Here is a 26,470-nt window from a genome sequence, read left to right on the forward strand (position 1 = left end):
ATGTTGTCATTCAATCAGGTATCCGCCCATTACGGCAAAATTCAGGCGCTGCATCAGGTCAGTCTCACGATAAGTCAGGGCGAAATCGTGACGTTAATCGGCGCCAACGGCGCCGGTAAAACCACGCTGCTCGGCACCCTGTGCGGCGAACCGCGCGCCAGCGAAGGCAGCATCGTCTTTCAGGGCCAGGACATCACCCAGTGGCAAACCTCGCGCATCATGCGTGAAGCGGTGGCGATCGTACCGGAAGGGCGGCGCGTCTTCTCGCGCATGACGGTGGAAGAAAACCTGGCGATGGGCGGCTTCTTCGCCGATCGCCAGCAGTATCAACAGCGCATCGAACGGGTGTTCACGCTGTTCCCGCGCCTGCTGGAGCGCCGAAGCCAGCGCGCCGGCACCATGTCCGGCGGCGAACAGCAAATGCTGGCCATCGGCCGCGCGCTGATGAGCCAGCCGAAGCTGCTGTTGCTCGACGAACCTTCGCTTGGGCTGGCGCCCATCATCATCCAGCAGATTTTCGACATCATTCAGCAGCTGCGGGAAGAGGGCATGACCATCTTCCTGGTGGAGCAAAACGCCAATCAGGCGCTGAAATTGGCGGACCGCGGTTATGTGCTGGAAAACGGCCGCGTGGTGTTGGAAGATACGGGGGCTGCATTGTTAGCCAACGAAGCAGTGAGGTCGGCGTATCTGGGCGGTTAATCCGCCCCCCTACGAATTAAAATAATCAGGTACGAGAAGAAGAAATGAAGACAGAAGGGTTACTCGCGCAGCGCATCGTTAACGTAAAAAGTTCGGCCATCCGTGAATTGCTTAAGCACAGCAAGATGGAACACGTCATTTCGCTGGCGGGCGGCATCCCCTCTGATGCGCTGTTCGATTTCGAAGGATTGAGCATTGCCACCCAGCAGGCGATCACCGAACAGCCGAAAAGCGCGTTCCAGTATGGCCTGACCGAGGGCAGCCCGCTGCTGCGTGAGCGCATTTGCGCGCTGTGCGCCGAGCGCGGCGTCACCGCGCGCGCGGAAGAGGTGATGGTCACCGCCGGTTCTCAGCAGGCACTGGATTTGGTGATGCGCGCCATCGTCAACCCGGGCGACGTGTTCGTGGTGGAGCGCCCGACCTACCTGGCGGCGCTGCAAACGCTGGAACTGGCGGAAGCCAACATCATGTCGGTCTCGTCCGACAGCGACGGCATGGTGGTGGAAGAGCTGGCCGAGCTGCTGAAAACCCAGCGTATCAAGGGCGTGTACGTGGTGCCGAACTTCGGCAACCCGAGCGGCATCACCCTCAGCGCCGCGCGCCGCGAACTGCTGGCGAAGCTGGCCGCCGAACATAACTTCCTGATCATCGAAGACGATCCGTACGGCGAGCTGCGTTTCACCGAAGAGCGCCACCCGACGCTGCATCAGGTGTCGCAGCGGGTGCTGGGCAATACCGACCACATCATCTATACCTCGACCTTCTCCAAGATCCTGGCGCCGGGCCTGCGCCTGGGATGGGCGATCCTGCCGCCGTTCCTGCTGCATAAAGTGGCGATCATCAAACAGGCGGCGGATCTGCACGCCAGCGCCCTGTCGCAGAGCATCGTCGAATGCTACCTCGGTCTGGATCGCCTGCCGGCCCAGATCGACAAGATCCGCGCCGCCTACAAACAGAAGGGTGAGATCCTGGCCGGTTTGGTGGAGCAGGAGCTGGGCGACTACATCACCTTCGATAAACCGAAGGGCGGCATGTTCCTGTGGGCGCGTTTCCGCCAGCCGTTCAACGCCACCGAATGGCTGAACACCACGCTGCAGCAGGGCGTGGTGTTCGTGCCGGGGGAATACTTCTTCTCCGACAACCCGGATCGTTCGACCTTCCGCCTGTCGTTCGCCACCGCCACCGAGCAGCAGATGCAAGAAGCGGTCGCGCGCCTGCGCCGTTCGCTATAAGCCTCGCGGCGGCGGAGCCGATGCCCGCCGCCGACATCAAACCGCCATCTTCACTTCACCTTGCCGTCATGTGGCTGTCATCTAACGGTTATTTTTCTGTCATCCGCGCATGGCATGTTAGCTTCCGAACAAAAAACTGATTCTTTTCGCTCACGCGCTTTTACACCAGCTTTTTCAGGAGTTAGGCATGCTCACCTACGCTATTCGCAAAACCACGCTGTGCGTCGCATTGACCCTGGCGGTCAGCGCCCAGGCGCTGGCGGCGGCAGAAATCCCGTTCTGGCATTCGATGGAAGGCGAACTGGGTAAAGAAGTGGACTCTCTGGCGGATCGCTTCAACCAGTCGCACAGCGACGTCAAGATTGTGCCGGTTTATAAAGGCAACTACGAACAGAGCCTGGCGGCGGGTATCGCCGCTTACCGCTCCGGCAAGGCGCCGGCGATCTTGCAGGTTTACGAAGTGGGCACCGCCACCATGATGGCCAGCAAAGCCATCAAGCCGGTCTACGAAGTGTTTAAAGAGGCCGGTATCAACTTCGACGAATCGGTGTTCGTGCCGACGGTGGCCGGCTATTACACCGACAACAAGAGCGGGCATCTGCTGTCGCAGCCGTTCAACAGCTCCACGCCGGTGCTGTACTACAACAAAGACGCCTTCAAAAAGGCCGGCCTGAACCCGGATCAACCGCCGAAAACCTGGCAGGAACTGGCGGCGGATACCGCCAAGCTGCGCGAAGCCGGCATGAAGTGCGGTTACGCCAGCGGCTGGCAAGGTTGGATCCAACTGGAGAACTTCAGCGCCTGGCACGGCGTGCCGTTCGCCAGTGAAAACAACGGTTTCGGCGGCACCAGTGCCAAGCTGGAGTTCAACCAACCGCTGCAGGTCAAGCATATCGCGCTGCTCGAAGCGATGAACAAGAAGGGTGATTTCACCTACTTCGGCCGCAAAGACGAATCCACCGAGAAGTTCTACAACGGCGATTGCGCCATCACCACCGCCTCTTCCGGTTCGCTGGCGGACATCAAGCACTACGCCAAATTCAACTACGGCGTCGGCATGATGCCGTACGACGCTGACGCGAAAAACGCGCCGCAGAACGCCATCATTGGCGGGGCCAGCCTGTGGGTGATGAACGGCAAAGACGCCGCCACCTACAAGGGCGTAGCCGAATTCCTGCAGTACCTGGCGCAGCCGGAAATCGCCGCCGAATGGCACCAGAAGACCGGCTATCTGCCGATCACCACCGCGGCTTACGACCTGACCAAGCAGCAGGGCTTCTATGACAAGAACCCGGGCGCCGACGTCGCCACTCGCCAGATGCTGAACAAGCCGCCGTTGCCGTTCACCAAGGGCCTGCGCCTGGGCAACATGCCGCAGATCCGCAGCGTGGTGGATGAGGAGCTGGAAGGCGTGTGGACCGGCAAGAAAACGCCTCAGCAGGCGTTGGACGCGGCCGTGCAGCGCGGTGACGTACTGCTGCGTCGCTTCGAAGCATCAACCAAATAACCCTGCGTCGCGGGCCCGGCGGACCGGGCCCGCGTCTTCACGCCGATCCTTCCGTGCCCGATTAATGGTTTAACTGCTATGTCATCTTCCCGTCCCGGTTTCGGCTGCAGCTGGTTGCCCTATGCATTGGTGCTGCCGCAGCTGCTGATTACCGCCGTGTTCTTTTTATGGCCCGCCGGCGAGGCGCTGTGGTATTCGGTGCAGAGTCTCGATCCGTTCGGCCTGTCCAGCCAGTTTGTCGGGCTGGATAACTTTAAGCAGCTGTTCCAGGATCCTTACTACCTCGACTCGTTCTACACCACGCTGATCTTCAGCTTCCTGGTGGCGGGCATCGGGCTGGCGGTCTCGCTGTTCTTCGCTGCGCTGGTGGACTACGTGCTGCGCGGCAGCCGCCTCTATCGCACGCTGATGATCCTGCCCTACGCGGTGGCGCCGGCGGTGGCGGCGGTGCTGTGGATCTTTCTGTTCAACCCCGGTCTCGGGTTGATCACCCACTTCCTCAATGGGCTGGGCTATAACTGGAACCATGCGCAAAACAGCGGCCAGGCGATGTTCCTGGTGGTGCTGGCCTCGGTATGGCAGCAGATAAGCTATAACTTCCTGTTTTTCCTCGCGGCGCTGCAGTCGATCCCGCGTTCGCTGGTGGAGGCGGCGGCCATCGACGGCGCCGGCCCGGTACGCCGCTTCTTCCATCTGGTGCTGCCGCTGATCGCGCCGGTGAGCTTCTTCCTGCTGGTGGTCAATCTGGTGTACGCCTTCTTCGATACCTTCCCGGTGATCGACGCCGCCACCGGCGGCGGGCCGGTGCAGTCCACCACCACGTTGATCTACAAGATCTACCGCGAAGGCTTCGCCGGGTTGGATCTCTCCAGCTCCGCCGCGCAGTCGGTGATCCTGATGCTGCTGGTGATCGGCCTGACGGTGATCCAGTTCCGCTTCGTTGAACGTAAGGTGCGCTACCAATGATTGAGAATCGACGCGGGCTGGATGTCTTCAGCCATGTGATGCTGATTATCGGCGTGCTGGTGGTGCTGTTCCCGCTGTACGTGGCCTTTGTCGCCGCCACGCTGGACGACAAACAGGTGTTTCAGGTGCCGATGACGCTGGTGCCCGGCGGCCACCTGTGGGAGAACATCCGCAATATCTGGCAGGGCGGCGTGGGCAACCTCAAAGTGCCCTTCTCGTTGCTGCTGCTGAACAGCGTGATCATGGCGCTGGCGATCACCTGCGGCAAGATCGCGGTGTCGGTGCTGTCGGCTTACGCCATCGTATATTTCCGTTTCCCGCTGCGCAGCCTGTTCTTCTGGCTGATTTTCCTCACCCTGATGCTGCCGGTGGAGGTGCGCATTTTCCCGACGGTGGAGGTGATCTCCAACCTCAACCTGCTGGACAGCTATACCGGCCTGACGCTGCCGCTGATGGCCTCGGCCACCGCCACCTTCCTGCTGCGCCAGTTCTTCATGACGTTGCCGGATGAGCTGCTGGAGGCGGCGCGCATCGACGGCGCCGGGCCGATGCGTTTCTTCTGGGACATCGTGCTGCCGCTGTCGAAAACCAATCTGGCGGCGCTGTTCGTCATCACCTTTATCTACGGCTGGAACCAATACCTGTGGCCGATCCTGATCACCAGCGACGCCTCGATGGACACCGCGGTGGCGGGCATCAAGAGCATGATCTCCACTTCCGGCGCGCCGACCCAGTGGAACCAGGTGATGGCGGCGATGATTCTGACTTTATTGCCACCGTTGGCGGTGGTGCTTCTGATGCAGCGCTGGTTTGTGCGCGGTCTGGTTGATAGCGAGAAATAACGACGATGGCAGGATTAAAACTACAGGCGGTCACCAAGTCTTACGACGGTAAAACGCCGGTGATCAAACAGATCGATCTCGATGTGGCGGACGGTGAGTTCATCGTGATGGTCGGCCCGTCCGGCTGCGGCAAGTCCACGCTGCTGCGCATGGTGGCCGGGCTGGAACGCACCACCAGCGGTGATATTTATATCGATACCCGGCGCGTGACCGATCTGGAGCCCAAGGATCGCGGCATCGCGATGGTGTTCCAGAACTACGCGCTCTATCCGCACATGAGCGTGTACGACAACATGGCTTACGGCCTCAAGATCCGCGGTTTCGGCAAGGATCATATCCGCCAGCGGGTGGAGGAGGCGGCGCGCATTCTGGAGCTGGAGCCGCTGCTCAAGCGCAAACCGCGCGAGCTATCCGGCGGCCAGCGCCAGCGCGTGGCGATGGGGCGCGCCATCGTGCGCGAACCGGCGGTATTCCTGTTCGACGAGCCGCTGTCCAACCTGGACGCCAAACTGCGGGTGCAGATGCGCCTGGAGCTGCAACAGCTGCACCGACGCCTGAAAACCACCAGCCTGTACGTGACCCACGACCAGGTGGAGGCGATGACGCTGGCGCAGCGGGTGATCGTGATGAATAAGGGCGTGGCGGAGCAGATCGGCACCCCGAGCGAAGTGTACCAACGGCCGGCTTCGCTGTTCGTCGCCGGCTTTATCGGCTCGCCGGCGATGAACCTGTTGCCCGGCACCCTGAGCGCCGACGGCGGCCAGCTGCTGCTGGCGGACGGCATGGCGCTGCCGTTGCCGGCGGCCAAGCCGCAGTGGGCGGGGCGGCCGTTGACGCTGGGCATTCGGCCGGAGCATATTCAGCGGGTGGCGCAAGGCCAGGGCGTGCCGCTGCAGCTGCAGACGCTGGAACTGCTGGGGCCGACAATCTGGCGCACGGCCAGTGGGGCGGCCACGGGGTGATCGCGAGGCTGTCGCATGAAACCTTGCCGGCGGCGGGCAGTACGCTATATTTGCAGCTGCCTGCTCAGGCGCTGCACTTCTTTGACACCCACAGCGGATTACGGATGGATTGATGACGAGACCCTGGCCTTACCCTCATATTGTCGCCCACCGCGGCGGCGGTTCTCTGGCGCCGGAAAACACCCTGGCGGCGATCGACGTCGGCGCGCGCCACGGCCACAAGATGATCGAGTTCGACGCCAAACTGGCGCAGGACGGACAAATTTTCCTGCTGCATGATGATACGCTGGATCGCACCAGCAACGGCTGGGGCGTGGCGGGCGAGCTGCCGTGGGATAAGCTGGTGCAGCTGGACGCCGGCAACTGGTACAGCTCGGCCTTCAAGGGCGAGCGGCTGCCGCTGCTGTCGGAGGTGGCGGAACGCTGCCGGGAACACAGCCTGATGGCCAATATCGAGATCAAACCGACCACCGGCAGCGACGATGAAACCGGCCGGGTGGTGGCGCTGGCGGCGCGGCTGCTGTGGCAAGGGCAGACCGACCCGCTGCTCTCCTCCTTCTCGGTGGAAGCGCTGGCGGCGGCGCAACGCACCGTGCCGGATTTGCCGCGCGGCCTGCTGCTGGAGGACTGGGACGACAACTGGCGCGAGCTGACCGAACGTCTGGACTGCGTCTCGCTGCATATCGACCACAAGGCGCTGACTGCCGAGCGGGTGAAAGCGTTGAAAGACGCCGGTCTGCGCATTCTGGTGTATACCGTTAACCAGCCGGATCGCGCGCGCCTGCTGCTCGACTGGGGCGTTGACTGCATTTGCACCGACCGGATAGATTTGATTGGCCCGGAGTTCTAATCCGGCGCCGATGAATCCTGCGACGACAAGCCTTGCCGCCGCACCACCGGAAGGAATGCGATGCCTGGCTTTATCCTGTCACTGTGGCACCAGATGGTGCTGTCATTACCGCTGTTCGTCCTGATCGCGTTGGGTTATGGGCTGATTCGCTGGGGGAAATGGCCTTCCAGCATCACCGATGGCCTGACGCGCTTTGTGTTTTCCCTCGCCTTGCCCGCCATGCTGTTTCGCATGATGTGCGACTTCTCGCAGCGCCCGGCGGTCGATGCCCGGCTGTTGATCGCGTTCTTCGGCAGTTGCCTGATCGTGTTCGTGCTCGGCCGCCTGGTTGCCCGGCACCTCTTCCGGCTGGATGGCGTCGCCGGATCGGTGTTTGCGCTGGGCGGTATTTTCTCCAATAACGTGATGCTCGGTTTACCGATCGCCAGCGTGATGCTGGGGCAGGCGGCGATCCCGTCGGTGGCACTGGTGCTGGTGTTCAACGGCCTGATCCTGTGGACGCTGGTCACGGTGTCGATCGAATGGGCGCGCAACGGCTCGCCGACGCTGGGGGGCTTTGCTAAAACCGCGCGCAGCGTGCTGACCAACCCGCTGATCGTCGGCATTTTGTCCGGCACGCTGTTTAGCCTGACCGGCTTGCCGCTGCCGGACTTCGTCGATCGGCCGGTCAGCATGCTCGGCCAGGTGGCGGCGCCGCTGTCGCTGGTGGTGCTCGGCATGGGCCTGGCGGAGTATCGCATCAGCGAAGGCTGGCAGCTGAGCAGCGCCATCTGCGTGCTGAAGTTGCTGGTGCAGCCGTTGGTGATTTGGCTGCTGGCCTGGATGATGGATCTGCCGCCGATGGAGACCCGCGTGGTGGTGCTGTTGGGCTCAATGGCGGTGGGGGTAAATGTCTACCTGATGTCGCGCCAGTTCAATACGCTCACCGGCCCGGCCGCCACCAGCCTGGTGATGTCCACCGTGCTGGCGGCGATCACTACGCCGCTGATCCTCACCGTTATGGGCGTGCGGGCGTAGCCGGCAGCGGGGCCTGCGGCACCGCCGGCGCGGTGCGGTTGAACGGATCGCGCGGCTGGTTGCCGTTAGGCAGCAGCTGGCCGCCGTTCGGCGTGGTTTGCAACAGCTGTTGCCGTTGATTGTCGAACTGGCGCTGCTGTTGCAGGCGGCGTTGATCCATCTGCCGGTTGTTCAACAAGCGCTGTTGCTGCGCCTGTTGGCTGTTTTGGTTGAGAAGCTGCTGCTGTGAACGCAGATCGGTTACGCCGTTGGCCGCTGCAGCCAGGCCGGGCAGCAACAGCAGAGCGAACAGGATGTGAGACGTTTTCATGATGGTTACCTCGCTTTTTTATTAAGCCTAACCCAGCAGTGAAATTTTGCTGGTAGTTTGTATTTTGTTCAAATGTAAACCGCCTTTTCGCCAACGCGGTGCCCATCTTCCGTTACAATCGCCCTTTCGGTCTTTTTAGGGTGAACCCATCGTGCTGCTTTTGGTTATAACCACCATTCTGTGGGCGTTTTCTTTCAGCCTGATCGGCGAGTATTTGGCGGGTCAGGTCGACAGCGGGTTTTCGGCGCTGGTGCGCATCGGGCTGGCGGCGCTGGTGTTCCTGCCGTTCCTGCGTTGGCGCAATATCAAGCCCAGGGTGATCCTGCTGTATATGCTGGTGGGTGCCTTCCAGCTGGGCATCATGTATCTGTTCAGCTTCCGCGCCTATCTCTACCTGACGGTACCCGAATTCCTGCTGTTCACCGTGTTGACGCCGCTGTACATCACGCTGATCTACGACTTACTGAGCGGCCGACGTTTACGCTGGGGCTATGTGTTCAGCGCGCTGCTGGCGGTGCTGGGCGCGGCGATCATTCGCTATCACCAACTGAGCGAACACTTCTGGTGGGGGCTGCTGTTGGTGCAGGCGGCGAACATCAGCTTCGCCATCGGCATGGTCGGCTATAAGCGCCTGATGGAAGTGCACCCCTTGCCGCAACACACCGCCTTTTCCTGGTTCTACCTGGGGGCGGCGGCGGTGGCGGTGGTGGCCTGGTTCCTGTGGGGCAATCCGCAGCAGCTGCCGACGACCAACCTGCAGTGGGGCGTGCTGGTTTGGCTGGGCGTGGTGGCGTCGGGGCTGGGCTATTTCATGTGGAACTACGGCGCGACGCAGGTGGATGCCGGCACGCTCGGCATCATGAACAACATGCATGTGCCGGCCGGCTTGTTGGTCAACCTGGCCATCTGGCAGCAACAGCCGCACTGGCCGAGCTTTATCATCGGCGGAGCGGTGATCGTCGCTTCGCTGTGGGTGCACCGCCGCTGGGTGGCGCCGAAACAGCTCGGCTAAACGGGAGGCCGACAGTTTATATTATACGCCGGCCGCCAACGCTTTGGCGCCGGTCGCGCCGGGGCGTGCCGCGTCGCGCACGAACGGCAGATGATCGCAGGCGTGCTGGCGGGCCGAGCGGATAAAGGCTTCGGTCACCGCCTGGCGCTGTTCGCCGTCGCGCACGGCGGCGTACAGGCGGCTCCACAGGCCGTCACCCAGGGTTTTGGTCACCACCAGCCCCTGCCGTTCGAAACTCTCCACCACCCAATGCGGCAGCGCCGCAATCCCCATCCGCGCCGACACCATCTGGATCAGCAGCAGCGTGTTATCGACGTTCTTCAATGCCGGGTTGACGCCCGCCGGCTGTAGGAAATGCCGCCATATATCCAGCCGCTGGCGCTGCACCGGGTAAATCAACAGCGTTTCATCGCTCAAGTCTGCCGGCTCGATGTGCGGCTTGCCGGCCAGCGGATGATCCGGCGCCAGCACCAGACGCACCTCGAAATCGAACATCGGCGAATAGTGCAGGCCGCTGCGCGGCAGAATATCCGACGTCATCACCAGATCCAGCTCGCCCTGTTGCAGGGCCGGCTGCGGATCGAAAGTCACGCCGGAGGTGAAGTCCATCACCACCTGCGGGAAACGCTGGCGGAAGTTGTCCAGCGCCGGCGTCAGCCACTGAATGCAGCTGTGGCATTCGATGGCGATGCGCAGCGTGGTCTGGTGCGGCTCGTGGCAGGCCTGCAGCGCCTGTGAGATTTGCGGCAGCACCTGTTCCGCCAGCTGCAGCAGGATCTCGCCCTGGGCGGTGAAGCGCAGCGGTTGGCTCTTGCGCACGAACAGCTTGAAGCCCAGACGTTGCTCAAGATCGCTGAACTGGTGCGACAGGGCAGACTGCGTCTGATGAAGTTGGGCCGCCGCCCCCGCCAGCGAACCGCTGCTGCGCAGGGCCTGCAGCGTCCGTAAATGTTTCAGTTCGATCATGAGAGTCCTTCACATTGACAGTGAATAAATTGCGCTTGTGGTTAATACAGTACCTGCTGATTATGGATGTGTAAACATCTGGACGGCTAAATGGGGAATAAGACGATGGCAATTTTGAATCACACACTGGGTTTTCCTCGCGTTGGGCTACGACGTGAGCTGAAAAAAGCTCAGGAAAGCTACTGGGCTGGCAACTCAACGCAGGAAGAGCTGTTGGCGGTTGGCCGCGAGCTGCGCGCTCGCCATTGGCAACAGCAACAGCAGGCCGGGGTGGATTTGGTGCCGGTCGGCGATTTCGCCTGGTACGATCATGTGTTGACCACCAGCCTGCTGCTGGGCAACGTGCCGGCGCGTCATCAGAATGCGGATGGCTCGATCGATCTGGACACGCTGTTCCGCATCGGCCGTGGCCGCGCACCGACCGGCGAGCCGGCGGCCGCGGCGGAAATGACCAAATGGTTCAACACCAACTACCACTACATGGTGCCCGAGTTCCAACAAGGCCAGCAGTTCAAGCTGGGCTGGACCCAACTTCTGGATGAAGTGGACGAAGCGCTGGCGCTTGGTCACCGCATCAAACCGGTGCTGCTGGGCCCGGTGACCTATCTGTGGCTGGGTAAAGTGAAGGGCGAGCCGTTCGATCGCCTGTCGCTGCTGAAAGACATTCTGCCGGTTTACCAGCAGGTGCTGGCCGAACTGGCGAAACGCGGCGTCGAGTGGGTGCAAATTGACGAGCCTGCGCTGGTGCTGGAGCTGCCGCAGGCCTGGCTGGACGCCTTTAAACCGGCTTACGACGCGCTGCAGGGGCAGGTTAAGCTGTTGTTGACCACGTATTTCGACAGCGTCGGCCACAACCTCGATACGGTTCGCACGCTGCCGGTGCAGGGGCTGCACGTCGATCTGGTCGCCGGTCACGACGATATCGCCGCGCTGAGCGCCGCATTGCCGCAAGACTGGCTGCTGTCGCTGGGCGTGATCAACGGCCGCAACGTTTGGCGCGCCGATCTGAGCCGCTGGTTTGAACGTCTTCAGCCGCTGGTGGGCACCCGCCCACTGTGGATCGGCAGCTCCTGTTCACTGCTGCACAGCCCGATCGACCTGAGCGTGGAAAGCCGTCTGGATGAAGAAGTGAAAAGCTGGTTCGCCTTCGCTCTGCAAAAATGCGCCGAGTTGGCGCTGCTGGCTGCGGCGCTGAACGCGCCTGACGCGGCGAAGCAAGCCGAACTGGACGCCTACAGCGCACCGATCCGCGCCCGCCGTCAGTCGAGCCGTGTGCATAACCCACAGGTTGAGCGCCGTCTGGCCGCTATCACCGCGCAGGACAGCGAGCGCCACAGCGCTTACGCCGAGCGCGCCAGGGCGCAGCGCGAGCGTTTCAACCTGCCGGCCTGGCCGACCACCACCATCGGTTCGTTCCCCCAGACCACCGAGATCCGCGGCCTGCGTCTGGACTTCAAACAGGGCCGTTTGGACGGCAGCAACTACCGCACCAGCATTGGAGAGCACATCAAACAGGCGATCGTCGAGCAGGAGCGCCTCGGGCTGGACGTGCTGGTACACGGTGAAGCCGAGCGCAACGACATGGTGGAATATTTCGGCGAGAACCTCGACGGTTTTGTGTTTACCCAGAACGGCTGGGTGCAGAGCTACGGTTCCCGCTGCGTGAAGCCGCCGGTGATCATCGGTGACGTCAGCCGCCCGGAAGCCATTACCGTCGAATGGGCCAAATTCGCCCAGTCGTTGACCGACAAGCCGGTGAAAGGCATGTTGACCGGGCCGGTGACCATCCTGTGCTGGTCGTTCCCGCGTGAAGACGTGACCCGCGAAGTGATTGCCAAGCAGATTGCGCTGGCGCTGCGCGACGAGGTGGAAGATCTGGAAAAAGCCGGTATCGGCATCATTCAGATCGACGAACCCGCCCTGCGCGAGGGGCTGCCGCTGCGCCAATCCGACTGGGCCGCCTACCTGAACTGGGCGGTGGACGCCTTCAAACTGAACGCCGCCGTGGCGCAGGATGACACCCAGATCCACACCCACATGTGTTACTGCGAGTTCAACGACATCATGGACTCCATCGCCGCGCTGGACGCCGACGTGATCACCATCGAGACCTCGCGTTCCGATATGGATCTGCTGGAAGCCTTCAAAGAGTTCGAATACCCGAACGAAATCGGGCCGGGCGTCTACGATATCCACTCGCCGAACGTGCCGAGCGTGGAATGGATCGAAGCGCTGCTGCGTAAAGCGGCGCAGAACATCCCGGCGGAACGCCTGTGGGTTAACCCGGACTGCGGCCTGAAAACCCGCGGCTGGCCGGAAACCCGGCAGTCGCTGGCCAACATGGTATTGGCGGCGCAGCGCCTGCGCGAGCAGGCGTGATGGCGTGCGGCGGATGAGCTCCGCCGCTTACAGATTGACTGGTGTGATGATTGGGCGCTTCGGCGCCCTTTTTTATGCGAGGGAGGTTACTTGACGCCGTGCTGGGCGAACCACGCCAGCATACGTTGCCAGCCGTCTTGCGCCGCTTCGGCGTTGTAACTGGGACGATAATCGGCGTTGAACGCATGCCCGACCTCGGGGTACACCACGATTTCGGCCTCGGCGTTGGCGGCGCGTATCGCTTGGCGCATGGTTTCCACCGTCTCCAGCGGAATGCCGCTGTCCTGCCCGCCATACAGCCCCAGTACCGGCGCCGACAGGTGGGTGGCGACATCGACCGGATGCTTCGGTGAATTCAGCGTTTTCTCGCCGACCAGTTTGCCGTACCAGGCGACCGCCGCCTTCAACTGCGGGTTGTGCGCCGCGTACAGCCAGGTAATGCGGCCGCCCCAGCAGAAGCCGGTGATCGCCAGCTTGCCGGCGTCGCCGCCGTGGCGGATAGCCCAGTGCGCGGCGTGATCCAGATCCGACAGCACCTGACGATCCGGCACCCTGGTCACCAACTGCTGGAACAGCTCGCCGATATCGCTGTAGTCGTTGGCATCGCCCTGGCGAAAATAGAGCTCGGGCGCGATCGCTAGATAGCCCTGCTTGGCCAGGCGACGGCACAGATCCTGAATGTGCTCATGGACGCCGAAGATTTCCTGCACCACCAGCACGATGGGAAAGGGGCCGCTCTGATCGGCGGGTTTGGCGACGTAGGCCGGCAGCGCGTCGCCCTGAGAAGGGATGGTCGTTTGCCCGGCATGAATGCCCTGTTCGTCGGTGATAATCGCGGAGGCGGCCAACGGCGCGGCGGCCGGGGCGAATCCCCCCTGAGCCTGTTCTAATGTCATCACATGTTCGGTTTTCATTGCGGTCTCCGTGCAATAGAAAAAAGCGCTGAGATTAACTATAGGAAAGATTACCCATTATTGGCGCTGCGTGGCGCACTTTCGGACAAGTCGATAAAAAACGGCTAATTATCTGGCTTTGCGGCATTTTTAAGCGCTTTTTATCATGTTATTACGCGTTTTGGCCCGCGTAAGTGCCATAAGGTGCGTTAGAGGGCTTTTTTGCCCCTAAGCAACCGATAAGATGGAGTTATTTCGGATTGATGAGCTAAATAGTTTCAGTCGGCAACCAACGGGCAGGGAGCTGCAAGGTTTGTCGGCTAGACTGAGGTTTAGCGTTGCGTTCTGGATGCCTTATAGTGATTTTTTGTGATAAAAATCACAAAAAATATGTAGCATGTAATTTGTTTCTCTTTTCATAGTGACTGTCGTCACGAAATTAAGCGGCGATTTTCAGTAGAGTGCTTTTTTGTTCCTCCCAATAAACATGATCCATGAGGAGTCTCGTATGTCTCAGTCTGACGTTTTTCATCTCGGCCTCACCAAGAACGATTTACAAGGGGCCCAGCTTGCCATCGTGCCGGGCGATCCGCAGCGCGTAGAGAAGATTGCCAAGCTGATGGAAAATCCGGTGCATCTGGCCTCCCATCGTGAATTCACCACCTGGCGCGCAGAGCTGGACGGCAAGGCGGTGATCGTCTGCTCCACCGGTATTGGCGGCCCGTCTACCTCTATCGCGGTGGAAGAGCTGGCGCAGCTGGGTATTCGCACTTTCCTGCGCATCGGCACCACCGGCGCCATTCAGGCCAATATCAACGTCGGTGACGTGCTGGTGACTACGGCGGCGGTACGCCTCGACGGCGCTAGCCTGCACTTTGCGCCGATGGAGTTCCCGGCGGTTGCGGACTTCGCCTGCACCACCGCGCTGGTGGAAGCGGCCAAAGCCAGCGGCGCGACCACCCACATTGGCGTAACCGCCTCTTCCGATACCTTCTACCCGGGCCAGGAACGTTACGACACCTACTCCGGCCGCGTGGTTAGCCGTTTTAAAGGCTCGATGGCAGAGTGGCAGGCGATGGGCGTGATGAACTATGAAATGGAGTCCGCCACGCTGCTGACCATGTGCGCCAGCCAGGGGCTGCGTGCCGGCATGGTGGCTGGGGTGATCGTTAACCGCACCCAGCAAGAGATCCCGAACGCCGAGACCATGAAAAACACCGAAAGCAAAGCGGTGCAGATCGTGGTGGACGCCGCCCGCCGTCTGCTGTAATCGCCTTCCCTCAACGGGCCGCCGACGCGATCCGTTGAGATTGATGACAAACCTCATGCCATTGCCCGGTTTGCAGAAAGCAGCGGATAACAAACAGGGAAAATCAATTTATTGATTTTCGGCTGATAACCACAAAGGAGGAAAAACCACGCTTTTTCCTCCTTTGTCAACGGACTGAACGGGCCGCCGACGCGGCCCGTTTTTCCATTCGCGACTAATCTGTTACGGTGATACTCCTCAGCGCTGCGCCGATGGCCGCCGCGCGTTGTCAGAACAATAACAACGAGGACGTTTATGACCGCCCAGATCCTGCTTCATCCTTCGCTTGCGCCGCTCGACGGCGGCATTAATTTCCGTGACTTCGGCGGCAACGGCGTGGCCGACGGGCGCCGCATCAAGCGCGGCCTGCTGTTTCGCTCCGGTTCCCTCGAGCGGCTGACGGAAAACGACTGCGCCTTTCTCGCCGGCGTGCCGGTGCGTTCGGTGCTGGACTACCGCGATGCCGACGAAGTGCAGGCCAAACCGGATATTCTGTGGAATGGTGCCGACTATCATCACGTGCCGGCCAACCCGCTGAGCAGCGAAGTCAACGCCAACCTGGAGAAGCTCACCAACGAAACGTTGGCCGCTTTCGACGCCCGCGCGTTCATGCTGGAACTGTATCGCCGCCTGCCGTTCGGCAATGCAGCCTATCAGCGGTTGGCGCAGCTGCTGAGCAATCCCGGCGGCGGCGCAATCGTGCAGCACTGCGCGGTCGGCAAGGATCGCACCGGGGTCGGCTCGGCGCTGGTGCTGTTCGCGCTGGGTGCCGACGAAGCGACGGTGCTGGAAGACTATCTGCTGACTGAAACCACGCTGGCCACTTTCCGCGAGCAGATGCTGGATCAGCTCTCTATCAAGCTGAATGCGGCGGCGCTGGAGCAATTCGCCTACGTGCTCAGCGCGCGCGAGGAGTTCCTGATGACGGCGCTGGGCTGCATCCGCCAACAATACGGCTCCACCGACCGCTGGCTGGAAGCGGAATACGGTCTGGGCGTGGCCCAGCGCGAAGCGCTGCAGGCGTTCTATCTCGAGTAAATCGCCGCGTGTTTAACCGGGGTTTAACTCGCCCCGGCTTATCCTAGGCGGCGAACCATCGCGTATCAGGAGCCCCGTATTGAGCCTCAATGACGTTATCAACTGGGTCAGCGACGTCGTGCGTCAGCACGAAGGCTGGGCCATTCCCATCATCTTCTTCCTGGCGTTCGGCGAGTCGCTGGCGTTTTTGTCGCTGCTGCTGCCGGCCACGGTGATCCTGCTGGCGCTGGGCGCGCTGATCGGCGAAAGCGGCATCGCCTTTTGGCCGATTTGGGCCGCCGCCGCCGCCGGGGCGTTTTTCGGCGACTGGCTCTCTTACTGGATCGGCTATCACTATCAGGATCGCGTGGCCCATATGTGGCCGCTGTCGCGCAATCCGCAGCTGCTGGCGCGCGGCCACGCCTTCTTTGAACGCTGGGGCGTGCTGGGCATTTTCATCGGCCGCTTCTTCGGCCCGCTGCGCGCCGTGGTGCCGTTGGTGGGCGGCATTTGCGGCATGCCGCAGCGCTACTTCCAACTGGCCAACGTCACGTCGGCGATGATCTGGGCGTTCGGCATTCTGGCGCCGGGGGCGTTCGGCATCAAGTGGCTCAGCCAGTGGCTGGGTTGATTTCTCGCTAAATTGCGCAGCGCCGCGCAATATTGTGCGCGGCCGGCAAAATCAGGCTGGACATCCATACAGCCTCCCCTTAACGTGACGGGCAATGGGCGTGCAAAACGCCGCAACGGCAAGGTGCAACAGGAGGCAGGGTGGATACCAGTCTGATTTATGGGATTGGCGGCGTAGCGATCGGCATGCTGTTGGGGTGGCTGATCGCCAGTCTGCGGGTGCAGCAGACGCATGCGCAACATGAAACCGAGCTGCGGTTGCTGGAGCAAGCGTTGCAGCAGGCGCAGCAGGAAACGGCGGCGCGGCAGGAAACGCTGCAGCGCCACGAGCAGCAGTTGCGCCAGAGCGAGCTGGAGCTGCGCAATCTGCACAGCCAACTGGCGGCCGGACATGAGAAGCTGCAACAGCTCAACCATTGGCGCAACGAATGCGAACTGCTCAATCAGGAGCTGCGCGCCCAGCGCGAGGTTAACAGCGCGCAGGAAGCCGAACTGCGCGAAGTCACCATCCGTCTGGAAGAGACGCGCATGGCGGCGGAGGAGAAGCAGCGCCTGCTGATCAACAGCGAACAGCGGCTCACCACCCAGTTTGAAAATCTCGCCAACCGCATTTTTGAACACAGCGGCCGCAAGATGGACGAGCAAAATAAGCAAAGTTTGGATCGTTTACTGTTGCCGCTGCGCGAACAGCTGGACGGTTTCCGCCGGCAGGTGCAGGACAGCTTTGGCCAGGAGGCGCGTGAGCGCCATACGCTGACGCACGAGATACGCAATCTGCAGCAGTTGAACGCGCAGATGGCGCGCGAGGCGATCAACCTCACCAAGGCGCTGAAAGGCGACAACAAAACGCAGGGCAACTGGGGCGAGGTGGTGCTGAGCCGGGTGCTGGAGGCTTCCGGCCTGCGCGAAGGACATGAGTATGAAACGCAGGTCAACGTGCGGGTGGATCATCAGAGCCGCATGCAGCCCGATGTGATCGTGCGCCTGCCGCAGGGTAAGGATGTAGTGATTGACGCCAAGATGTCGCTGATCGCCTACGAGCGCTATTTCAACGGCGAGGATGAGGCGGAGCGCGAAGCGGCGCTGAGCGAACATATCGCTTCGCTGCGCGGCCATATCCGCATGCTGGGCCGCAAGGACTATCAGCAACTGCCGGGGCTGCGTTCGCTGGATTATGTGCTGATGTTCATTCCGGTCGAGCCCGCCTTCCTGCTGGCTATCGATCGCGAGCCGGAGCTGATCAGCGAAGCGCTTAAGCACAACATCATGCTGGTCAGCCCGACCACGTTGCTGGTGGCGCTGCGTACCATCACCAACCTGTGGCGCTATGAGCATCAGAGCCAGAACGCCCAGCGCATCGCCGATCGCGCGGCGAAACTGTATGACAAGATGCGGCTGTTCGTGGACGATATGTCCGCGCTGGGGCAGAGCCTGGACAAGGCGCAGGGCAGTTATCGTCAGGCGATGAACAAACTGAGCGAAGGCCGTGGTAATCTTATCGGCCAAATTGAAGGTTTCCGCGCGTTGGGGGTTGAGGTCAAACGGCCGATAAACCCGCTGCTGGCGCAGCAAGCCGGCGCGCAACACGATGAAGCGGAAGAGGCGAACGACGATGATGTCGCCGCGCTGCCGCAGACGAACGACGATGACGATACCGCCGGGGAATCGGGCTTCGTTTCGCACGGCTGAGGCCGTGGCGAGGTGGGGTATTCACCGGGCTTCTGGTACACTCATCCACACAAAATTGACTGAATAGCAGGCAGGACAATGGCAGATCAATCGCAGGAAACCACCGATTTCGGTTTTCGCACCGTCGCTAGAGACGAAAAACAGGCCATGGTGGCGGACGTTTTCCATTCGGTAGCGGCAAAGTATGACGTGATGAACGACCTGATGTCGTTCGGTATTCACCGTATCTGGAAGCGTTTCACCATTGACTGCAGCGGCGTGCGCCGCGGGCAGCGCGTGCTGGATCTGGCCGGCGGTACCGGCGACCTGGCCGCCAAGTTCTCCCGCATGGTGGGCGAGCAGGGGCAGGTGGTGCTGGCGGACATCAATGATTCGATGCTCAAGATGGGGCGCGAGAAGCTGCGCGATCGCGGCATCGTCGGCAACATCAATTACGTGCAGGCCAACGCCGAAGCACTGCCGTTCCCGGACAATTACTTCGATTGCATCACCATCTCCTTTGGCCTGCGTAACGTCACCGACAAAGACAAAGCGCTGCGCTCGATGTTCCGCGTGCTGAAGCCGGGCGGCCGTCTGCTGGTGCTGGAATTCTCCAAGCCGCTGCTGGCGCCGCTGAGCAAAGCCTATGACGCCTACTCTTTCCACGTGCTGCCGAAGATCGGCGAGCTGGTGGTGAAAGATCCGGACAGCTACCGCTACCTGGCGGAATCGATCCGCATGCACCCCGATCAGGAAACCCTTAAGGGCATGATGGGCAACGCCGGTTTTGAAAACGTCACCTATTTCAACCTGACCGGTGGGATTGTCGCCCTGCATCGCGGCTTCAAGTTCTGAGAGGGAGATGCCGATGCTGTTTACCCCTCTGCTGACCGGTGCGCTGGAAACCTCGCTGAATAACCTGCTGTTTCGCGATCGCAGCATGAAAGCCGCCCGCCAACGCCTGGCGGGCAAGGTGCTGCGCATCGAACTGGAAGAGTTGGCTTCGCCGCTGGTGCTGGTGTTCAGCGAACTGCGCGTGGATGTGCTGGGGCAGTCTGAAGACAGCGCCGATTGCACCGTGCGTAGCCGCATTCCCTCCTTGCTGAAGCTGCGCGATCGCCAGCAGTTGCCGGTGCTGATGCGCAGCGGCGAATTGACGGTGGAAGGCGATATTCAGGTGGTGCAACAGCTGGTTGGCCTGCTCGATCTGGCGGAGTGGGATCCGGCGGAGTGGCTGGCGCCCTACATCGGCGATATCGCCGCCCAAGGCATTACACAGGCGCTGGGAAAAGGCGCCTCGCTGCTGAAAGCCGGCTTTATGCGCCGGCAGCAGGGGATGGCGGAGGCGTTGACAGAAGAGTGGCGCCTGGCGCCGGGGCCGCTGGAAGTGGTGTGGTTCAACGAAGAAGTTGACGCACTCGCCCGCAGCGCGGAAGCGCTGATTGCCCGCATGGACAAGTTGGAGGGCAAGCGATGACCCCAGGCGAACTGCGCCGTTTGTATTTTATCGTCCGCGTTTTTCTCAGCTACGGGCTGGACGAGCTGATCCCTAAAATGCGGTTGACGCTGCCGCTGCGCTTTGGCCGTCGGCTGTTGTTCTGGATGCCGAATCGGCATAAGGACAAACCGTTGGGTGAACGTCTGCGGCTGGCGCTGCAGGAATTGGGGCCGGTTTGGATCAAGTTCGGCCAAATGATGTCGACCCGCCGCGATCTGTTTCCGCCGCACATTGCCGATCAGCTGACGCTGCTGCAGGATCGGGTGGCGCCTTTCGATGGCGCGTTGGCGCGTAAGCATATCGAGCTGGCGATGGGCGGCCCGCTGGAGACCTGGTTCGATGACTTCGATCAGCAGCCGTTGGCCTCTGCCTCGATCGCGCAGGTGCATACCGCGCGGTTGAAAACCACCGGCCAGGAAGTGGTGCTGAAGGTGATCCGGCCGGATATCGGGCCGATCATCAAGGCCGACGTGCGTCTGATGTACCGGCTGGCAGGCTGGGTGCCGAAGCTGTTGCCGGACGGCCGCCGTCTGCGCCCGCGCGAAGTGGTACGCGAGTACGAGAAAACCCTGCTGGACGAATTGAACCTGCTGCGCGAAGCGGCTAACGCCATTCAGCTGCGCCGCAATTTCGACGGCAGCCCAATGCTGTACGTACCGGAAGTTTATTCCGACTACTGCCGCGAAAGCGTATTGGTGATGGAGCGCATTTACGGCATTCCGGTCTCGGACATCGCCACGCTGGAACAGCAGGGCACCAACATGAAACTGTTGGCGGAACGCGGCGTTCAGGTGTTCTTTACCCAGGTCTTCCGCGACAGCTTCTTCCATGCGGACATGCATCCCGGTAATATTTTCGTCAGCTACGAACATCCGGAAGATCCTTGCTACATCGGCATCGACTGCGGCATCGTCGGTTCGCTGAACAAGGATGATAAACGTTACCTGGCGGAAAACTTCATCGCCTTCTTCAACCGCGATTACCGCAAGGTGGCGGAACTGCACGTCGACTCCGGGTGGGTGCCGCGCGACACCAACGTGGAAGACTTCGAATTCGCCATCCGCACCGTGTGCGAGCCGATTTTCGAGAAGCCGCTGGCGGAGATTTCCTTCGGCAACGTGCTGCTGAACCTGTTCAACACCGCGCGACGCTTCAATATGGAAGTGCAGCCGCAGCTGGTGTTATTACAGAAGACCTTGCTGTATGTTGAAGGACTGGGGCGTCAGCTCTATCCGCAGCTGGATCTGTGGACCACCGCCAAGCCGTTCCTCGAGAGCTGGCTGCGCGATCAGGTCGGCATTCCCGCCGTGGTGCGTGCGCTGAAAGAGAAAGCGCCGTTTTGGGCGGAGAAGCTGCCGGAACTGCCCGAGCTGTTTTACGACAGCTTGCAGCAGCATAAACTGTTGCAACAAAGCGTTGATAAGCTGACCAACCAGATGCAGGCTCAGCGGGTTCGTCAGGGGCAGTCACGTTATTTGTTCGGCGTTGGCGCTACACTGTTGGTAAGCGGCACGCTGTTGCTGCTGGGGCAAATCGAGGTGTTTCCCGCCTGGATGATGGCCGCTGGCATCGTATGCTGGGTGATTGGCTGGAAGCGAACCACCTGATTTAATTCGTTACTCTGGTAAAGTCGGCTCTATAATGCGGGCTGGCTTTAAAAGACCCTTTAAAATTAGAGGTAATTAAAATGGGCGGTATTAGTATTACGCAATTGTTGATCATCGCAGTGATCGTGGTGCTGTTGTTCGGTACCAAAAAACTGCGCACGCTGGGCTCCGATCTCGGCGCCTCGATCAAGGGCTTCAAGAAGGCGATCGGCGACGATACGCCGTCGACCCCCAACACGGCTGAGAAAAGCAGCCTGGATGACGCTGACTTCTCGGCCAAGCCTATTACCGATAAGCAGCCGGAAGTGAAACCGGAAGAGTCGAAGAACAAAGAGCAGGTATAAACCGTGTTTGACATTGGGTTTAGTGAGCTGCTGCTGGTGCTGGTGATCGGCCTGGTTGTTCTGGGGCCGGAACGCTTGCCGGTCGCGGTCAGAACGGTATCGGGCTGGATCCGCGCGCTGCGCTCGCTGGCGGCCTCGGTGCAGCACGAACTGTCTCAGGAGCTGAAGCTGCAGGAGCTGCAGGACAGCCTGAAAAAAGCGGAACAGGCCGGCCTGCAGAACCTGACGCCGGAACTGAAGGCGTCGATGGATGAGCTGAAAGACGCGGCGGAATCATTGAAACGCACCTACCAGGGCGAGAAAGAAGAGCTGGCGAACACCATTCATAACCCGCAGATCACCGATCCGGAAGCCTTGCACGACGGCGTGACGCCGGCGGAAGCGGCAACCCGCGCCAGTGCGCCTGCCGCCGCGCCAAAACCGGCAGCGGAACCTGAAGCCGTCGCGCCGGTGGCGGCGCAGCCGGCTAAAGCGCCGGCGGAAACCGCGCCGGCACCTGTCGAACCTGTTGCGGATAAAACCCCAGCGTCTCACCAACCTAGTGGCGATCGTTAATACATGGCTGTTGAAGATACCCAACCCCTTATCAGTCATCTGATAGAGCTGCGCAAGCGGCTGCTTAACTCGATTATTTGCGTGCTGGCGGTGTTCGTGGTGCTGGTGTTTTTCGCCAACGACATCTACCAGTTGGTCTCTGCGCCGCTGCTCAAGCAGCTGCCGGCCGGGGCGAGCATGATCGCTACCGACGTGGCGTCACCGTTCTTTACGCCGATCAAGCTGACCATGATCGTCTCGGTGTTCGTCTCCGCGCCGATGATTTTGTATCAGGTGTGGGCATTCATCGCGCCGGCGCTGTACAAGCATGAACGCCGCCTGATGATGCCGCTGCTGGTGTCCAGCAGCCTGCTGTTCTACCTCGGCATGGCTTTCGCCTACTTCATCGTGTTCCCGCTGGCCTTCGGCTTCTTTGCCAAGACCGCGCCGATGGGGGTGACCATTGCCACCGACATCAAAAACTACCTCGATTTCGTCATGGCGCTGTTTATGGCGTTCGGTGTCGCCTTCGAAGTGCCGGTCGCTATCATTCTGCTGTGCTGGAGTGGCGTCACCTCGCCGGAAGATCTGAAGAAGAAACGGCCGTATGTGTTGGTCGGCGCGTTTGTGGTCGGCATGCTGTTGACGCCGCCGGACGTGTTCTCGCAAACCCTGTTGGCAATACCGATGTACCTGCTGTTTGAAGTGGGGGTGTTCTTCGCTCGCTTCTATACCGGCAAACGTCGTCCACAGGCGGAAGAAGAAGACGAGGGTGACGAACCGCCAGCCCCTTGATCCATCTTGATTGCTAAGCCGCCCATTGGGCGGCTTTTGCTTTGGAAAAAACCATGTTTGAAATCGGCGTTAACCTCACCAGCAGCCAATTCGCCAAAGACCGCCAGGCGGTAGTGGAGCGCGCCCGCGCGGCGGGCGTTACCGGGATATTGATTACCGGCACCGATCTGGCAGAGAGCCGCGAAGCGGCGGAATTGGCGCAGCAACATGCGGGCTACGGTTGGTCTACCGCCGGTGTGCATCCGCATTACGCCAGCGGTTGGGATGAACAGACCGCCGAGCAGATTTATGCGTTAGCCGTACGCCCTGAAGTGGCGGCGATCGGCGAATGCGGCCTGGATTTCAATCGCAATTTCTCGACGCCCGTACAGCAGGAAGCGGCGTTCACCGCGCAGCTGGCGCTGGCGGCGGAGTTGGCGCTGCCGGTGTTTCTTCATTGCCGCGACGCACACGCACGTTTTGCCGAGCTACTGACGCCGTGGTTGGATAAACTGCCCGCGGCCGTGGTGCACTGCTTCACCGGCACCGCCGAAGAATTAACAAGCTGCCTGTCGCTGGGTCTGTCGATCGGGATCACCGGTTGGGTCTGCGACGAGCGGCGCGGCTTGGAATTGCGCGCCCTGTTGCCGCAGATCCCGGCCGAGCGTCTGCTGCTGGAAACGGACGCCCCTTATCTGTTGCCCCGGGATTTACAGCCTAAACCCGCATCTCGCCGCAACGAACCCTGTTTCCTGCCCCATATCGTGCAGCAGGTCGCCGTCTGGCGACAGGAAGAGCCGCAATGGCTGGGGCAAAAAACCGATGAGAACGCCCGCCGGCTATTCCGGCTGGTTTGAGCTAGGAGAAAACTATGAGCTATGCATTTCCGGGCACCTTCCCTGGTCGCCGTATGCGCCGCGTGCGCCGTCACGACTTCAGCCGCCGCCTGGTGGCCGAGAACCAACTGACGGTCAACGACCTGATTTATCCGGTGTTTGTCATGGAAGGCAGCAACCGCCAGGAAGAAGTGGCCTCGATGCCGGGCGTATCGCGCATGACGATCGATCTGCTGGTGAAGGAAGCGGAAACCATCGCCAAACTTGGCGTGCCGGTGATTTCCCTGTTCCCGGTAATTGAACCGAGCCTGAAATCGCTGCATGCGGAAGAAGCCTATAACCCAGAAGGGTTGGTACAGCGCACGGTGCGCGCGCTGAAAGACGCGGTGCCTGAGCTGGGCATTCTGACCGACGTGGCGCTCGATCCCTACACCACGCATGGGCAGGACGGGGTGATCGATGAGCAGGGTTATGTGATTAACGACGTGACCAAAGACATTCTGGTGCGTCAGGCGCTGTCCCATGCCGAAGCGGGCGCGGAAATCGTGGCGCCGAGCGACATGATGGACGGCCGCATCGGGGCGATCCGCGATCGTCTGGAATTGCAGGGCCTGGTGAATACCCAAATCATGGCTTACTCCGCCAAGTATGCTTCCTGCTACTACGGCCCGTTCCGCGATGCGTTGGGCTCCAGCGGCAACCTGAAGGGCGGCAACAAGAAGACCTATCAGATGGATCCAGCCAACAGCGACGAAGCGCTGCAGGAGATTGCGCAGGATCTGCAGGAAGGTGCGGACATGGTGATGGTGAAACCGGGCATGCCGTACCTCGACGTCGTGCGCCGCGTGAAGGATACCTTCGGTGTGCCAACCTTCGCTTATCAGGTGTCCGGCGAGTACGCCATGCATATGGCGGCGATTCAGAACGGCTGGCTGCAGGAGCAACCTGCGGTGATGGAATCGTTGATGTGCTTCAAACGCGCCGGCGCCGACGGCGTGCTGACCTACTTCGCCAAGCGTGTCGCGCAGTGGCTGCACGACGATGCGATGCGTCGCTAAGCGCAAAATGAGCCAACAAAAAGGCGCCTGAGGGCGCCTTTTGCATTACATCTTCTGGAACTGTCGGTTGTCGATGCTTTGACTGACCTGCTTGTTGATCAGGTTCAGCAACAACATGGAACGCGCCTCGCCGTCCGGTTCAGTGTAGATCGCCTGCAGCCCTTCGAACACGCCGTCGACGATCAGAACGGTATCCCCCGGCTGTGGGGTTTCCGGATCGACATAGGTTTCGCTGGCGTGCGTGCGCAGCTCATCGATCACCTTGCTCGGGATGACGCTCGGCAACGCGCCGAAACGCACGAAGTGGCTGACGCCACGGGTGGCGCTGATGGTGGTGGTGTGAATGCGCTCCGGGTCGAACTCCACAAACAGATAGTTGGGAAACAGGGGTTCGCTGACCGCGATGCGCTTACCACGCACGATCTTTTCCAGCGTGATGATCGGGCTGAGGCAGTTTACCTGCTGCCGTTCCAGATGTTCCTGCGCCCGCAACAGCTGACCGCGTTTGCAATAAAGTAGATACCAGGATTCCATAGTTTCACATGCCTTTCTGCCAGCCGGTAAGCATATCAAAAGCTATTCCGGATACATAGTGATGCAAGTTTCAGCGTGTAACATCACCTATCTCTATGAATCTGCGGCTATTAGCGAGGGGTCACACACTTATCGATACGGCGCTGATATAACAGAGGGCTAAAAATTTGTTACCGTCACAGTATGGCAGGCGTTGCGCCGCTGGCTGTGACGCTATTCATCGTTTTGACCGAGAGGGAAAGAAATGGAGCTGTTTCTGTTGAGCAACGGCAAGCTGTCTGGCGAAGCCGAGCTGCTGGGGTACGCCAAAAGCCAACTGCTGGCGATGATTGCGCGTCGCGGCATCAAATCCGCCGTCTTTATCCCTTACGCCCTGATCCGTTACGACTACGACCAGCGTGCGCAGGAGCTGGCGCAAACGCTGGGCATTGAAGTCACCAGCATCCATCACGCGGCTTCGCCGGCGGCGGCGATCGCGCAGGCGGAGTGCATTTTGGTCAGCGGCGGCAATACCTGGTTGCTGAACCAAATGCTGCACGAACAAGGCCTGATCGTGCCCATCCAGCGCGCGGTGCGCGAGCGTGAAGTGCCTTACGTCGGCTGGAGCGCCGGTTGCAACGTGGCCACGCCGAGCATTCGCACCACCAATGACATGCCGGTGCGCTGCAGCGTGGTGCTGCCGGCGCTGGGGCTGTTCCCGGTGCAGATCAACCCGCACTACATCGACGCACATATCAGCGGCCACATGGGCGAAACCCGTGACGAGCGCCTGGCGGAGTTCTGCGCGGTCAATCCAAGCGAGTCGGTGGTGGCGCTGCGTGAAGGTAGCCTGCTGCACGTTGAAGGCAATGCGCTGCGTTACTTCAGCGCTAACGGGCAGGGCTTCAAGGTGTTCCGCCACGGTGAGGAGACGCGTGAATATCAGGATACGCGCGCGCTGGCTGCGCTGGTGCCGTTCAACTGCGGCTGAGGGCCACCCGGCGGCGGGCGGCGTTAACAAAATTGCAGCAACAACCGTGAAGA

The 26,470-nt window shown here is 60.8% G+C and carries 26 protein-coding genes and 1 pseudogene; 23 read left to right on the forward strand and 4 right to left on the reverse strand.

What is annotated here, in order from left to right:
- The 8 genes and pseudogenes from livF (at position 1) to JL05_RS01910 (ending at position 8,078) form a co-directional block, all read left to right on the forward strand.
- Positions 1-702, forward strand: coding sequence for a high-affinity branched-chain amino acid ABC transporter ATP-binding protein LivF (livF, locus tag JL05_RS01875; protein ID WP_004934391.1), 702 nt, complete (start codon positions 1-3; stop codon positions 700-702).
- Positions 703-746: 44 nt separating this feature from the next.
- The gene (locus JL05_RS01880; RefSeq protein WP_033631509.1) at positions 747-1,934 is read left to right on the forward strand and encodes an aminotransferase-like domain-containing protein; all 1,188 of its coding nucleotides are present in this window, start codon (positions 747-749) and stop codon (positions 1,932-1,934) included.
- Positions 1,935-2,121: 187 nt separating this feature from the next.
- Positions 2,122-3,441: a sn-glycerol-3-phosphate ABC transporter substrate-binding protein UgpB gene (gene ugpB / locus JL05_RS01885; RefSeq protein ID WP_033631510.1), complete on the forward strand. Its 1,320-nt coding sequence runs from the start codon at positions 2,122-2,124 to the stop codon at positions 3,439-3,441.
- A gap of 78 nt (positions 3,442-3,519) precedes the next feature.
- Positions 3,520-4,407, forward strand: a complete 888-nt coding sequence (gene ugpA, locus JL05_RS01890; protein ID WP_015376293.1) for a sn-glycerol-3-phosphate ABC transporter permease UgpA — start codon at positions 3,520-3,522, stop codon at positions 4,405-4,407.
- Positions 4,404-5,249: a sn-glycerol-3-phosphate ABC transporter permease UgpE gene (gene ugpE / locus JL05_RS01895; protein WP_033631511.1), complete on the forward strand. Its 846-nt coding sequence runs from the start codon at positions 4,404-4,406 to the stop codon at positions 5,247-5,249. The genes ugpA and ugpE overlap by 4 nt, the downstream gene beginning before the upstream one ends.
- Positions 5,250-5,254: 5 nt before the next feature.
- Positions 5,255-6,324: pseudogene (locus JL05_RS01900) on the forward strand (sn-glycerol-3-phosphate import ATP-binding protein UgpC).
- Positions 6,324-7,061, forward strand: a complete 738-nt coding sequence (gene ugpQ, locus JL05_RS01905; RefSeq protein ID WP_033631512.1) for a glycerophosphodiester phosphodiesterase — start codon at positions 6,324-6,326, stop codon at positions 7,059-7,061. The pseudogene JL05_RS01900 and the gene ugpQ overlap by 1 nt, the downstream one beginning before the upstream one ends.
- Positions 7,062-7,121: 60 nt before the next feature.
- Positions 7,122-8,078: an AEC family transporter gene (locus JL05_RS01910; RefSeq protein ID WP_033631513.1), complete on the forward strand. Its 957-nt coding sequence runs from the start codon at positions 7,122-7,124 to the stop codon at positions 8,076-8,078.
- Here the strand turns inward: JL05_RS01910 and JL05_RS01915 are convergent.
- The gene (locus JL05_RS01915; protein ID WP_016929457.1) at positions 8,059-8,388 is read right to left on the reverse strand and encodes a hypothetical protein; all 330 of its coding nucleotides are present in this window, start codon (positions 8,386-8,388) and stop codon (positions 8,059-8,061) included. The genes JL05_RS01910 and JL05_RS01915 overlap by 20 nt on opposite strands.
- Before the next feature lie 151 nt (positions 8,389-8,539).
- Between JL05_RS01915 and JL05_RS01920 the strand changes: the two genes are divergently transcribed.
- The gene (locus JL05_RS01920; RefSeq protein WP_033631514.1) at positions 8,540-9,400 is read left to right on the forward strand and encodes a carboxylate/amino acid/amine transporter; all 861 of its coding nucleotides are present in this window, start codon (positions 8,540-8,542) and stop codon (positions 9,398-9,400) included.
- Between the two features lie 21 nt (positions 9,401-9,421).
- Here JL05_RS01920 and metR read toward each other — a convergent pair whose 3' ends face one another.
- Positions 9,422-10,366, reverse strand: coding sequence for an HTH-type transcriptional regulator MetR (metR, locus tag JL05_RS01925; RefSeq protein ID WP_015376299.1), 945 nt, complete (start codon positions 10,364-10,366; stop codon positions 9,422-9,424).
- A 90-nt stretch (positions 10,367-10,456) separates the two neighbouring features.
- Between metR and metE the strand changes: the two genes are divergently transcribed.
- Entirely contained in the window at positions 10,457-12,745 is a 2,289-nt protein-coding gene (metE, locus tag JL05_RS01930) for a 5-methyltetrahydropteroyltriglutamate--homocysteine S-methyltransferase (RefSeq protein ID WP_072010080.1), read from the forward strand.
- 86 nt (positions 12,746-12,831) lie between these two features.
- Here the strand turns inward: metE and JL05_RS01935 are convergent, their stop codons facing one another.
- The gene (locus JL05_RS01935) at positions 12,832-13,659 is read right to left on the reverse strand and encodes a dienelactone hydrolase family protein (protein WP_004934429.1); all 828 of its coding nucleotides are present in this window, start codon (positions 13,657-13,659) and stop codon (positions 12,832-12,834) included.
- A 487-nt stretch (positions 13,660-14,146) separates the two neighbouring features.
- Between JL05_RS01935 and udp the strand changes: the two genes are divergently transcribed.
- From udp to hemB, 12 genes are all read left to right on the forward strand, one after another.
- Positions 14,147-14,908, forward strand: a complete 762-nt coding sequence (gene udp, locus JL05_RS01940) for a uridine phosphorylase (RefSeq protein WP_033631516.1) — start codon at positions 14,147-14,149, stop codon at positions 14,906-14,908.
- Positions 14,909-15,202: 294 nt separating this feature from the next.
- Complete coding sequence (locus tag JL05_RS01945; RefSeq protein WP_033631517.1) at positions 15,203-15,985, forward strand: tyrosine-protein phosphatase; 783 nt, start codon at positions 15,203-15,205, stop codon at positions 15,983-15,985.
- A 79-nt stretch (positions 15,986-16,064) separates the two neighbouring features.
- Positions 16,065-16,595, forward strand: a complete 531-nt coding sequence (locus JL05_RS01950; protein WP_004934438.1) for a DedA family protein — start codon at positions 16,065-16,067, stop codon at positions 16,593-16,595.
- Positions 16,596-16,735: 140 nt separating this feature from the next.
- Positions 16,736-18,283, forward strand: coding sequence for a DNA recombination protein RmuC (gene rmuC, locus JL05_RS01955; protein WP_033631518.1), 1,548 nt, complete (start codon positions 16,736-16,738; stop codon positions 18,281-18,283).
- 78 nt (positions 18,284-18,361) lie between these two features.
- Positions 18,362-19,117, forward strand: a complete 756-nt coding sequence (gene ubiE, locus JL05_RS01960; RefSeq protein WP_004934443.1) for a bifunctional demethylmenaquinone methyltransferase/2-methoxy-6-polyprenyl-1,4-benzoquinol methylase UbiE — start codon at positions 18,362-18,364, stop codon at positions 19,115-19,117.
- Between the two features lie 13 nt (positions 19,118-19,130).
- On the forward strand, positions 19,131-19,739 hold the full coding sequence (ubiJ, locus tag JL05_RS01965; RefSeq protein WP_033631519.1) for a ubiquinone biosynthesis protein UbiJ: 609 nt from the start codon (positions 19,131-19,133) through the stop codon (positions 19,737-19,739).
- A complete protein-coding gene (gene ubiB / locus JL05_RS01970) occupies positions 19,736-21,367 on the forward strand; it encodes a ubiquinone biosynthesis regulatory protein kinase UbiB (protein WP_004934451.1) in 1,632 nt (543 codons plus the stop codon). Before ubiJ ends, ubiB begins: the two co-directional genes overlap by 4 nt.
- An 80-nt stretch (positions 21,368-21,447) precedes the next feature.
- The gene (gene tatA / locus JL05_RS01975; RefSeq protein ID WP_004934452.1) at positions 21,448-21,711 is read left to right on the forward strand and encodes a Sec-independent protein translocase subunit TatA; all 264 of its coding nucleotides are present in this window, start codon (positions 21,448-21,450) and stop codon (positions 21,709-21,711) included.
- 3 nt (positions 21,712-21,714) lie between these two features.
- Complete coding sequence (gene tatB / locus JL05_RS01980) at positions 21,715-22,266, forward strand: Sec-independent protein translocase protein TatB (RefSeq protein ID WP_021504797.1); 552 nt, start codon at positions 21,715-21,717, stop codon at positions 22,264-22,266.
- A 3-nt stretch (positions 22,267-22,269) separates the two neighbouring features.
- Entirely contained in the window at positions 22,270-23,040 is a 771-nt protein-coding gene (tatC, locus tag JL05_RS01985) for a Sec-independent protein translocase subunit TatC (protein ID WP_004934456.1), read from the forward strand.
- 53 nt (positions 23,041-23,093) lie between these two features.
- Positions 23,094-23,876 carry a 3'-5' ssDNA/RNA exonuclease TatD gene (gene tatD / locus JL05_RS01990; RefSeq protein ID WP_033633526.1) on the forward strand — a complete coding sequence of 261 codons (783 nt, stop codon included), beginning with the start codon at positions 23,094-23,096 and terminating at the stop codon, positions 23,874-23,876.
- A 14-nt stretch (positions 23,877-23,890) separates the two neighbouring features.
- A complete protein-coding gene (gene hemB / locus JL05_RS01995; protein ID WP_004934463.1) occupies positions 23,891-24,913 on the forward strand; it encodes a porphobilinogen synthase in 1,023 nt (340 codons plus the stop codon).
- Positions 24,914-24,958: 45 nt separating this feature from the next.
- Here the strand turns inward: hemB and rfaH are convergent, their stop codons facing one another.
- Entirely contained in the window at positions 24,959-25,447 is a 489-nt protein-coding gene (gene rfaH, locus JL05_RS02000; protein WP_004934466.1) for a transcription/translation regulatory transformer protein RfaH, read from the reverse strand.
- A 244-nt stretch (positions 25,448-25,691) separates the two neighbouring features.
- Here rfaH and pepE point away from each other — a divergent pair, with 244 nt between their 5' ends.
- Complete coding sequence (gene pepE / locus JL05_RS02005) at positions 25,692-26,417, forward strand: dipeptidase PepE (protein ID WP_033631520.1); 726 nt, start codon at positions 25,692-25,694, stop codon at positions 26,415-26,417.
- Positions 26,418-26,470: the final 53 nt, after the last annotated feature.

The organism is Serratia nematodiphila DZ0503SBS1 (genome assembly GCF_000738675.1).
GTDB classification, from domain to species: Bacteria; Pseudomonadota; Gammaproteobacteria; order Enterobacterales; family Enterobacteriaceae; genus Serratia; species Serratia nematodiphila.